Raw genomic sequence first — 11,331 nt, 5'->3', positions numbered from 1 at the left:
GCACCGGCACCGGCACCGGCACCGGCACCGGAGGACGCGGCCGAAGACCTTGCCTCCGTGGAAGACCAACCTCTCGCGCAGACGGTCTCCAACGTCGTTTCGACCGATCGGGAGCCTCCGGTATCGGAATCCATGCCTGCACCGGCTGTTGCCGAGGCAGCACCCGCGGACTTCGTCTTCAAGCGCGATGCAAGAGCCATGCGCTTTGTCTGGAAGATCGACCGGGAGGGCCGTTTCTCCGAAGTGTCCGACGAGTTCGCCACCACCGTTGGCCCTCGTGCTGCGGCCATCAACGGAATGGCGTTCAGCGACGTGGCGAGCCTCTTCCATCTGGATCCGGAGGGCAAGATCGGAGAACTTCTCGGACGGCGTGACACGTGGTCCGGAAAAACGATCTGGTGGCCAGTCGAGGGTACATCCCTGATCGTGCCGATCGATCTGGCAGCTCTGCCCACTTACACGCGCGACCGCACGTTCGACGGCTTCCGCGGGTTTGGCATCGTCCGCGTCGGAGACGCTGTCGAGGACCCTCATGCATCTGGTCTCACGCTGGGCCATGCCGAGGATGACACGCCAGCCGACGCAGAGACCGACATGGTGGAGGATGAGGCGGTCGTCGTGAACGATGAGCCGCCGGCAGCCACGCATGCACCGGGTGAACTGGAAACGGGCCTCACGCACTCATCGAACGACAATATCGATCTGGCAGAGGAGCAGGCGGCCCCTGCGCCCCATGGCGAGACAACCGGCGAGATCACCGATGCACCGATCGTAGGCGAGCCCGATCAAGGGCAGGACCGCGAGCTTCCCGAGGGAGAAAAGCCTGCTCTGCGCCTCGTCGACAGCGTCGTGCCGAGCGATTCCGAGAAGGTTGTTCGACTTCCCAACCACAGCCAACGCGGCCAAAGCCTGTCGCCGGTAGAACGGGCCGCGTTTCGTGAGATCGCACGCCATCTGGACCGTTTCATCGGCCCCCGAAACGACGCCAAGGATACGGACCAGCTGGCGGCTTCCAGCGACGTTCCTGAAACGCCGGGCGACCGGGCGGACGCTGATACGCTTTTGGGCCCGAACCATCCGGCGGATGCCGCGCAATCTCACGATGAGAAGACCGTGGAGGCTGCGCAGCCCACCGATGATCTTTCCTCGCTGGAGCGGGGTGTCGAGGACGAAGTCGATGTCAATGCCGATGCCGATGCCGGAGATAAGGCAGAGCCCACCATCGACGCGGATGCGGACGCGGAAGAAGCCCACGCCACCGAACCGCAATTCGCTTATGCGGGAATACCGGTGCGCGAGCGGATCAGTCTTTCAGCGGAAGTCCTTGATCAGATGCCGGTGGCGCTCCTGGTTCACAACGGCGACAGCTTGCTCCATGGCAATCCGGAGTTCCTGCGCCTGACGGGTTACTCCTCGATTGAAGCCCTGGCGGAGGTCGGTGGCCTCGATGCCCTGCTCCAGCGTGAAGATCTGGACGAAACGGGTGACCGGACCAGCGGCATGATGGTCGTCCGCGCCGACGACGCGCTCGTTCCCGTGACGGCCCGGCTACAGTCCGTGCGTTTCGACCAGGTCACCGCCCTCATGCTGGCCCTGATGCCGATCTCCACCGAGACGGCTGAAGAAGGGCCCGCATCCGGGGCGAAAATCATTCCCCTGCCGACAGGACAGATACCGGAAGAGGCCGCGCAGGTCGAAGTGGAGGAACTACGCGCTATCCTGGAAACGGCGACGGACGGCGTCGTCGTCATCGGCACGGACGGCAATATCCGCTCCCTGAACAGAGCCGCCAGTGCGCTCTTCAACTACGATGGCGAGGAAGCGAACGGAAAGCCGTTCGTGATGCTCTTTGCCCATGAGAGCCAGAAGGCCATCATGGATTATCTTGGCGGCCTTTCGGGGCATGGAGTGGCAAGCGTCCTGAACGACGGCCGGGAAGTGATCGGCCGCGAGGCGTCCGGCGGCTTTATTCCACTCTTCATGACCATCGGCACACTGACGTCGTCGAACGGCTATTGTGCTGTCATCAGGGACATCACCCAGTGGAAGAGGACCGAGGAGGAGTTGCGAACGGCAAAGCGGTCGGCAGAAACCGCCAATGCGCACAAGAGCGAATTCCTCGCCCATGTCAGCCACGAAATCCGCACGCCCCTTAACGCCATCATCGGATTTGCCGATCTCATGGCGTCAGAACGCTTCGGTCCCATCGGTCACCCGCGCTATGTGGAATATTCCAACGATATCGTGCGTTCCGGCCGCCACGTACTCGATATCGTCAACGATCTCCTGGACATCTCGAAGATCGAGGCTGGCGAGATGGAGCTCGACTTCGTGTCGGTGGAACTCAACGAGAGCATCTCTGAAGCCGTGTCCCTTGTGCAGCCACAGGCGAACGGCCAGCGCGTGATCATTCGGACGGCCCTGTCGCACGCCGTGCCGCCTGTGGTCGCCGACCTCCGGTCGGTCAAGCAGATCGTTCTCAACATCCTGTCCAACGCTATCCGCTTCACGCCGTCCGGCGGGCAGATCGTGGTTTCAACCGTCTATGAAGCAAACGGCAGCGTCGTACTGCGCATCCGCGATACCGGGATCGGAATGACGCGTTCGGAGCTCGAGCTTGCCATGAAACCCTTCCGCCAGGTTGCGGGCAGCACCCGGCAGCGAGGGGATGGCACGGGACTGGGCCTACCGCTCACCAAGGCGATGGTCGATGCCAACCGCGCAACATTCGCCATCAACTCGGCTCCGCGCGAAGGCACCCTGATCGAAATCACCTTCCCGCCGCAAAGGGTGCTCGCGAACTGACGCGGCAGCTATCCGGCAGGACCTGCGTTCCTTGTACACGCCACGGGGCGAGCACAAAAAAAAGGCGGCAAAGCCGCCTTTTAAAGTGAAATGCTGTCCAACGTGTGGATCGAAGACCTCATGTCGTGGAGGCGTACGCTCCAGATCCGCTGCACAAGAGATACCTCATTGTTTCTTTACTGTTGACCAACACTTCTTAACGCAGCGTTAAAATGGCACATCATTCGTCGCACTCGGGGCTCCTGTTCCAACAGGCAACGACGGTGGCCCGTTCTGGCACTATCAATGCAGGCTGACAGCTTCATTTGCACATCTGCAGTTTGCCTCGGGTCTCGAGTGAACTCCTCAGGAGGCTTCTGCCTCAGCCCTCGCGTCGCGGGTGGAAGGCGTGCTGCCGTTGTCCAAACTTATGGCATTGGACAAAACGAACTCGACCATGGCGACGTCCTCCACTTCCTGCTCTTCGATATTTCGTAAAGTTGCCCGCATTCGATCAGAGAGTTTCTCCGCCGAAGCGATATAATTCGACCCCCGCGCCAGCTTTCCCAGCATCTCTTCTTCCGACTTGCTGTAGTAATGATTTAACTGCAGGTTCTTGTTGGAGTAGAATTCTCGGCCTTTCCGCCCATCTCGACTGGTTCGAAAACCGGCATCATTGGATGTCAGATCGCCGAAACTGCGCGTCTTGAATTGATGTATGCTGACCTCCACGACCTCGCAGGGATCGACAATGCATTTGAAATTGGATGCATTTTCCTTCCTGCTCATCGGATCGGCACTTCGGCGCGTGTAGTTGAGAAGGACAGGCCCATTCGGCTTTGCCTTATGGCCGCTGGTTCCAAACATATGCCACGGCAGGGAAACGTTCGGGAAATCGCCTGTCGCCGAAAGCGCCTCCTTAATAGTCGAGCCGATGCGCGGCAGCAGAAACTCGTCCGCGTCAATAAAGGCCATGCGGCGGAAGCGCGATCCAAAACTCAAGATGGCATGGGCGAAGGCAAGGACCTGCCCATCTATCAATTGGCCGGACTTCGCCGAATTGACCTTTCCGGACCAGGGTATCAGCGTCAGTGTCCCAGTTGGCGCCACACGGTTCAGGATTTCGCACGTCGCATCAGTCGATCCGTTGTCGTAAACAATGAAATGGCTCACACCCACGGCAAGGTGGTATCTCAGCCACTCCTCGATGTAGGTCTGTTCATTTTTGACGCAAACCGCGATTGCCATGCCATCTCGGTCAGGCCGAGGCGGCGGAGGCTCTATGGCAAGCGCCTTTATCGCCTTCTCCTTCTTCTTCCACCACAGCATTTGCTACCTCTTCCCCGTGCAGGCATTAGGCTGTGAGGAACCATCTATGTGAGACAAGGCGCACGGCAAGGGCGACGAGGCAGGCGAAGCGTCGTTTTGTTTCTCGTAGCGCAAGGGCGACACGCTTGAACCGCTTGATCTGGCCGACAGCCTTCTCGATGCGGGCGAGCCTTGGTGGACCGTCCTTCCATGTCCAAACGCGGACCCGATGCCGGGACCAAGCCCGAGCATGATGAGAAAGGCGACGTCGGCGCTCTCGGGCGGGCCTGACTAACTTTTCAACTCAGCCAGCTCGGAGAACAAGTCCAGCGCCTCCGGATTGGCCAACGCCTCCTTGTTCTTGACCGGTCTCCCGTGAACAACGTCGCGTACCGCCAGTTCGACGATCTTTCCCGATTTCGTTCTCGGTATGTCGGCGACAGCGATAATCTTGGCCGGAACATGCCGCGGCGAGGCACCGGTCCTTATCCTGTTCTTGATTGTCTTGATCAGCGGCTCGTCGAGTACGACGCCGGAGGCCAGACGCACGAAGAGGACGACGCGGACGTCCTCTTCCCAGTCCTGTCCGATGCAGATGGCCTCCGCTATCTCCGGCAAATGCTCGACCTGATTATAGATTTCGGCCGTTCCGATCCGAACCCCTCCCGGGTTAAGCGTGGCGTCCGAGCGGCCGTGGATGACGATGCCGCCATGGGCCGTCCACTCGGCAAAGTCGCCATGGCACCAGATGTTCTCGAAGCGCTCGAAATAGGCCGCCCGATACTTGGCGCCGTCGGGGTCGTTCCAGAACATGATGGGCATCGAAGGGAACGGCCTGGTGCAAACGAGTTCACCCTTCTCTTCCCGGACAGGGTCTCCTTCATCGTTCCAGACATCAATCGCAAGGCCAAGTCCCGGCCCTTGTATCTCGCCGCGCCAGACCGGCTTCAGCGGATTGCCCAACACGAAGCAGGAGACAATGTCGGTACCGCCCGAGATCGACGCGAGGTGGATGTCAGGCTTGATGCCGTCGTAGACGAAGGAAAATCCTTCCGGCGAGAGCGGAGAGCCGGTGGATGTCATCAGGCGCAGCGACGACAGATCGTGCGATTGCCGCGGCAAGATCCCGCTCTTGCGCACGGCATCGATATACTTTGCGGACGTACCGAAAACGGCAAAGCCCTCCTGCTCGGCATAATCGAACAATACGTTGCCATCGGGTGCAAAGGGCGAGCCGTCAAACAGGCAGAGCGTGGCACCGACGGCAAGGCCCGAGACCAGCCAGTTCCACATCATCCAGCCACAGGTGGTGAAGTAGAAGAGGCGCTCTCCCGGCTCGATGCCGCAGTGGAGACGGTGCTCCTTCAGATGCTGGATCAGGGTTCCGCCGGCGGAATGCACGATGCACTTCGGAACTCCCGTGGTTCCGGAGGAGAAGAGAACATAGAGCGGATGCGCGAACGGGAGCGGCAGGAACTCGACGTCGCGGGCTTCGAATGGTGCGAGGAAATCCATCAGCGTACGACCATCATCCAGCGAGGCCGCAAGCCCCACCGCGTCGCCGGCATAGGGTATGACGAGAACCGGAACCGAAAGCACCAATGAAACCGCACAGACCTTCTGGGCGACGTCCTGCAGTTTGCCGTTATACCAGTAGCCGTCGCAGGCGATGAACAGTTTCGGTTCAATCTGGCCGAAGCGATCCAGCACACCTTGCTCGCCGAAGTCGGGGGAGCAGGACGACCAGACGGCACCGATCGAAGCGGCCGCCAGCATCAGCGCCACGGTCTCGGGCATGTTTGGCATCATTGCAGCAATACGGTCACCCTTCTGGATCCCCAGCGCAAGCAACGCCTGCTGAATTCGAGACACTTCCGAGTGAAGGCGATCCCAGGACCACCGGTCGCGCGCCTTGTCTTCACCGCGGAAGATCATGGCGTCCCCCTCGCCCCTGCGCGACAGCAGGTTTTCGGCGAAGTTGATCCTTGCTTCCGGGAAGAAGCGTGCCGCCAGCATATCGCCGCCGTCCGTCAGGACCCGCTTTCCCGGATCCCCCTTCAGGTCGCAGAACGTCCAGACAGAAGACCAGAACTTTTCCGGCTCGCTTACGGTCCAGGCATGGAAGTCATCGTAGGATGCCGGACTGCCATGCCGCTCGGCACACCAAAGCATGAACGTGTGCATTGGTGCCTTTTGCTGCTCGGCCTTCGAGGGGCTCCAAAGGGGCTGCTCAGATGTCATCGGCGATCCTCCATCCCAACGGCACTCCATACCGTGCTGCAACGCAAGATAAACCAGCTCAGCGCGGGATATAAAGCGGTGAATTTGCACGCACACGGGATTTGCTATATCGGCTTCCTGCGGCGCCTGCCGGCTGTATCAAGGCAGACATCGAATCATGATCCATACCATTCAACGCATGTCACAAGCGCTTGGCCGACGATTGTCGCCCCTCCACCGCCGTTTGCTGCGCATCCTCCTGCTGGCCGTCACCGGCGTCCTGGCAGTGCTTGTCGCCGTGCAGCTTGCAGCACCTCTGTTGATCTCGACGCCGATCGTGCGCAACGGGATGGAGCAGGCTCTTGCGGAATGGACCGGCGACCAGGTGACCATAGACGGTGCGCCGACGATACGCTTCCTGCCGGTTCCTCGCATCGAAGTGTCGCGGGTCGCCATCACCAAGCCGACCAGCGACGGCATTCGCGTTCTTGCCCGCATATCGCGCCTTTCCGCCAATTTCAGCCTCTATCAGGCGCTTCAGGGGCGCATCGCCTTCCGCAATTTCGAGCTGGTCGAGCCGGAGTTTTTCGTTCTGCGCGATGCGACAGGCCGGCTTGACTGGGCAGACGAAGGCTTGCTTAGCGCCGCTGCCAGGAATGCTGCCATCGCAGAAGGAAATCTCACCCTCGATCCCAAGCTTGATCCTCGCGTTGGCGATGTCACCATCGAGAACGGTCGGGTGGAAATCGATGACAGTGCCACCGGCCAGATCTGGCGCGCGGCCGGCATGACCGGACGTGTCCAGTGGCCGCGCCTTTCGCAGCCGGCGTCCTTCCAACTTTCCGCTCAGGTCGGCGGTCGATCCCTGCAACTCAGTGGGTCCTCCCCACAACCGCTTATGCTTCTGTCTGGACGAAACGCACCCTTCGAAGGCCGCTTTTCGTCGGACATCATGTCCGCCCGGTTCAACGGCACAGCGAACCTCGCAAACTACGCGGCTGTCTCCGGTGACGTCGAGATTGCAATAGCCGATGCTCCCACGGCACTTGCCTGGACCGGCATCACCTTGCCAGGCCTGGAGCAGCTCAAGCAATTCTCGTTGAGTGCCCGGCTGCTGACCACCGCAGAGACGCTGCGCTTCGATGCCCTGGACCTTTCATTCAACGAGACAGAGGCGGATGGTGTCCTGGATCTGGCCATGCCGGCGGGACGACCACCACGGCTGACGGGGACGCTGGCCTTTGAACGTCTCAATCTGCCCGCCCTGTATTCCGCGATCACGCCCGCAGGCGACACACATTCCGAGCTGACAAAGGGGCTGGATCTCGACTTGCGGATTTCAGGACAGGAGATGTCCTTCGGGCCCCTGCTCCTGACACAGGCAGCACTCGGCATCATGAACGAAGGCGGGCAATCCCGCATCGACATTGTCGATGGCACCCTGGAGGGAGGCCGGCTGACCAGCCAGATGGTAACCTCGAACTCCGGCCCCGATGTGCAGGGTAATGTCCGGATCGCCCTGCACGATGCGAATCTTCAGAACGTCCTGCAAAAACTTGCGATAAGCGGGCCGTTGCCACAGGCACGTGGCTCGATCGAGCTGTCCTTCAAGCCGGGCGGTCAGGGCTTTCCCGTTGATTGGCGGGATGCGGAAGGCCTCATACGGATCACCACCGGCGCCGGTACCCTGCCTGAGCTCGACCCGGCCGCCATCCTTCAGCGGGTCGGCGAGTTGAACTATCAGCCGTTGCAGAACCCTGATGGACAGGACTTCGAATATCAGAAGCTGGATGTGACGGCCGCCTTCAAGGGCGGCACGGCGGAAATTCAATCGGGCGTGATAGAGAGTGCCGCGGCCAAGGTCGTGCTTGCCGGGCTGGTTCCCTTTGTGGACGGCGGACTGGCCCTCTCGGCGCGCATAGCCTCTGCAACCGAACCGGGCAGCGATCGGGTGCTCTTTATCGGCGGATCCACATCCAAGCCGGTCGCGATCGCCGTCCGTGGGGCCGCAATACCCGCCGGGCCGCAGGACTAGACCTGCCCCCTGCCATCCAGGGGGTGCTCCCCTATTCAACACATCAGGGGGTAAGCGCCCCTTCTTCTCACGCAGCCCCGCGTTGGGCGACATGCTCGTCGCGGATGCGGCGCAGTTCCGTTCTTTTCGACGTGAACGAGGTCGCGATGACCCCGATGGTCACAAGGCCGATCAGGATCGTGCAGATCGCATTGATTTCCGGCGTAACCCCAAGCCTGACCTGCGAATAGATCTTGATCGGCAGCGTGGTCGCACCAGGCCCCGTCGTGAAGCTCGCAATCACCAGATCATCGAGCGATAGCGTGAAGGCCAGCATCCATCCGGCGGCAACGGCGGGAAAGATAAGTGGCAGGGTAATTTTGAAGAACGTCCTGACCGGGGGAGAACCCAGGTCGAGGGCAGCTTCCTCCAGGCTGCGATCGAAGGTGAGAAGCCGCGACTGGACGACGATCGCCACGTAGCACATGGTGAATGTCGTATGGGCGATGGTGACCGTCCAGAAGCCTCGATCTATCCCTATGGCCACGAACAACAGCAGCAGTGACAGACCGGTAATGACCTCCGGCATGACAAGCGGCGCGTAAATCATTCCAGAGAAGGCCATTTTGCCGGGGAAGCGGGCGTATCGCACGAGTGCGAGGGCGGCCAGGGTACCCAGGATGGTGCCTATCGTGGCGCTGATCACGCCCACCCGCGCCGTGACCCAGGCGGCATCCATCAGCCCCTGGTTTGACCACATCGCCGAATACCACTGCAGCGAAAATCCGCCCCAGACCGTGACCAGTCGGGAGGCATTGAAGGAGTAGATCACCAGAATGATGATCGGGATGTAGAGAAAGGCGAAGCCAAGCGTCAGGACAACGGGATCGAAGCGGGACGGTTTCATGGCCTACCTCACCTTCTGCTGCTGATTCTGGAAGATCATGATCGGGATCACGAGGACCAGTAGGAGAAGCACTGCGACAGCGGATGCAAGCGGCCAATCGCGATTGCCGAAGAACTCCGTCCACAGCGTCTTGCCGATCATCAACGTCTCTGCGCCGCCGAGCAGGTCGGGGATCACGAATTCGCCGGTGATCGGAATGAAGCAGATCATTGCGCCGGCGACGACACCCGGCAGGGAGAGCGGGAAGGTAATCTTCCAGAACGCCTTCCACGGCGGGCAACCGAGGTCGCTGGCCGCCTCCAGCAGGGTTGCATCCATTTTTTCCAGCGCCGCGTAGAGCGGCAGCACCATGAACGGCAGGTAGGAATAGACGATGCCGATGAACACGGCGGTATCCGTGCGGAAGATCTGCACCTGTTCAGTCGGCCCCAGAATGCCGATGGCCTGCAGAAGGAGGGTGAGCAGGCCTTCAGGCTTCAGGATGCCGATCCATGCGTAGACACGGATCAGGAAGGAGGTCCAGAAGGGCAGGATCACCATCATGACCAGCGTGGGCCGGATGCTTGTGGGTGCGCGGGCCATGGCAAGCGCAATCGGATATCCGATGAAAAGCAGCAGGCACGTCGAGATAGCCGCGATCCGCAGCGACGAAAGGTAGGACCGCAGGTAGAGTGGATCCTCTGCCAGGAAGGCGTAGTTTTCGAAATCCAGTTGGGAGATGAAATCGCCGATCGCGCCAAATCCCTCGAAAACGGGCGTATATGGCGGCATCGCGATCGCGGTATCGGAGAGCGATATCTTCAGAATGATCAGGAACGGCGCGACAAAAAACAGCAGCAGCCATACATAGGGCACCGCGACGACCAGCCAGCGGGCGGGACCTGCATGCGGGGAAGCGGTGACCTCGGCCATGGTGATCCCCTATCGCGCCAGAACAAGGCCGGCATCGTGTGGCCACCTAAGCCAGACCATGTCGCCAAAGGTGATGGGGCGATCCACTAGCCGCGAAACGTTGGCCTGCGCCGCGCGAATGATCCGATCATCCGGGAGCTTGACGAGGAAGACAGAGAAATCGCCGAGATATCCGATATCCCAGACCTCGCCGTAGGCAGCGTTGACGGATGTATCTACCGGCTGGTCGAGCGAGATCCTCACCTTTTCCGGCCGGATGGCAAAGGCGACCTTGTCGCCTGCGGCAGCCGTGCACTGCTGCTGCTCCACCGCGACGGGAAGTCCGTCACAATCTATTCCGACCGTTCCTGCCTCCCCTCTCCCGGCGGAGGCGGAAACGACGGTGCCCTCCATGATATTGATGTCGCCTATGAAGTCCGCGACATAGCGGCAGTTCGGGGCCTCGTAGATTTCGGCAGGTGTCGCGACCTGGACGATGACGCCCTTGTCCATGACCGCAATGCGGTCAGAGACCGTCATGGCCTCTTCCTGATCATGCGTAACGATCAGGAAGGTAAGCCCCAGCGTGTGCTGGATATCCATTAGCTCGAACTGCGTTTCTTCGCGCAGCTTGCGGTCAAGAGCACCGAGCGGCTCGTCCAGAAGCAGCACCTTCGGTCGCTTCGCCAGAGACCGCGCGAGTGCCACGCGTTGACGCTGACCGCCCGAGAGTTGCCCCGGCTTGCGCTTGGCGAACTCTTCCAGCTTGACCAGCCTCAGCATCTCCTCGACACGGGTCTGGATCTCGCCTTTCGGCAGGTTATCCTGTTCAAGGCCAAAAGCGACGTTCTTCTCCACCGTCATGTGGGGGAAAAGCGCGTAGCTCTGGAACATCATGTTGGTGGGGCGCCGGTAGGGCGGGACGCCGGAGATATCCTTGCCCTGCAGAAGAATCCGGCCTTCCGTAGGTTCCTCGAAGCCGGCCAGCATGCGCATCAGCGTCGTCTTCCCGCAACCGGAAGGGCCGAGCAGTGAAAAGAACTCCCGCTCATAAATGTCCAGGTTGAGGTTGCTGACGGCCGTGAAGTCGCCGTAGCGTTTCGTGATGTTTTCGAACCGGATGAAGGGGACCGCACCGGGCTCTGTCCATGGGGCGAATTTACGTTTTACAGGTCCCAGAGATTTCGCCATGCCCGCTCCCCAAATG

General features: G+C 60.6%; 7 protein-coding genes. 2 read left to right on the top strand and 5 right to left on the bottom strand.

Annotated elements, in window-relative coordinates; translation table 11 throughout:
* Positions 1 to 2,805, top strand: a 2,805-nt coding sequence (locus LH464_RS09480) for a PAS domain S-box protein (protein ID WP_226786124.1), incomplete at its 5' end; no start/stop codon positions are given.
* Between the two features lie 345 nt (positions 2,806 to 3,150).
* On the opposite strand, the gene LH464_RS09475 is transcribed toward LH464_RS09480, so the two are convergent.
* Complete coding sequence (locus LH464_RS09475; protein ID WP_226786123.1) at positions 3,151 to 4,113, bottom strand: glycosyltransferase family 92 protein; 963 nt, start codon at positions 4,111 to 4,113, stop codon at positions 3,151 to 3,153.
* Between the two features lie 270 nt (positions 4,114 to 4,383).
* On the bottom strand, positions 4,384 to 6,333 hold the full coding sequence (locus LH464_RS09470) for an acetoacetate--CoA ligase (protein WP_226786122.1): 1,950 nt from the start codon (positions 6,331 to 6,333) through the stop codon (positions 4,384 to 4,386).
* Positions 6,334 to 6,490: 157 nt separating this feature from the next.
* Between LH464_RS09470 and LH464_RS09465 the strand changes: the two genes are divergently transcribed.
* Positions 6,491 to 8,347: an AsmA family protein gene (locus tag LH464_RS09465; protein WP_226786121.1), complete on the top strand. Its 1,857-nt coding sequence runs from the start codon at positions 6,491 to 6,493 to the stop codon at positions 8,345 to 8,347.
* Positions 8,348 to 8,414: 67 nt separating this feature from the next.
* Here the strand turns inward: LH464_RS09465 and LH464_RS09460 are convergent, their stop codons facing one another.
* Genes LH464_RS09460 through LH464_RS09450 form a run of 3 tightly spaced genes read right to left on the bottom strand, consistent with a single transcriptional unit; the run spans position 8,415 to position 11,315 of the window.
* Positions 8,415 to 9,233, bottom strand: a complete 819-nt coding sequence (locus tag LH464_RS09460) for an ABC transporter permease (RefSeq protein ID WP_226786120.1) — start codon at positions 9,231 to 9,233, stop codon at positions 8,415 to 8,417.
* A 3-nt stretch (positions 9,234 to 9,236) separates the two neighbouring features.
* Positions 9,237 to 10,145 (bottom strand): ABC transporter permease subunit, encoded by a 909-nt coding sequence (locus tag LH464_RS09455; RefSeq protein WP_226786119.1) that lies wholly within the window; start codon positions 10,143 to 10,145, stop codon positions 9,237 to 9,239.
* 9 nt (positions 10,146 to 10,154) lie between these two features.
* A complete protein-coding gene (locus LH464_RS09450; protein ID WP_226786118.1) occupies positions 10,155 to 11,315 on the bottom strand; it encodes an ABC transporter ATP-binding protein in 1,161 nt (386 codons plus the stop codon).
* Between the last annotated feature and the right edge of the window lie 16 nt (positions 11,316 to 11,331).

This window comes from Pseudorhizobium xiangyangii (genome assembly GCF_020531965.1).
Classification (GTDB): domain Bacteria; phylum Pseudomonadota; class Alphaproteobacteria; order Rhizobiales; family Rhizobiaceae; genus Neorhizobium; species Neorhizobium xiangyangii.
The sequence above is the reverse complement of the archived record's forward strand: the minus strand, read 5'-3'. Positions and strand labels throughout refer to the sequence as shown.

Coding starts and splice junctions, on each gene's coding strand:
- LH464_RS09465 (WP_226786121.1), top strand. CDS start 6,491: ATGATCCATACCATTCAACGCATGTCACAAGCGCTTGGCCGACGATTG.
- LH464_RS09450 (WP_226786118.1), bottom strand. CDS start 11,315: ATGGCGAAATCTCTGGGACCTGTAAAACGTAAATTCGCCCCATGGACA.
- LH464_RS09460 (WP_226786120.1), bottom strand. CDS start 9,233: ATGAAACCGTCCCGCTTCGATCCCGTTGTCCTGACGCTTGGCTTCGCC.
- LH464_RS09475 (WP_226786123.1), bottom strand. CDS start 4,113: ATGCTGTGGTGGAAGAAGAAGGAGAAGGCGATAAAGGCGCTTGCCATA.
- LH464_RS09455 (WP_226786119.1), bottom strand. CDS start 10,145: ATGGCCGAGGTCACCGCTTCCCCGCATGCAGGTCCCGCCCGCTGGCTG.
- LH464_RS09470 (WP_226786122.1), bottom strand. CDS start 6,333: ATGACATCTGAGCAGCCCCTTTGGAGCCCCTCGAAGGCCGAGCAGCAA.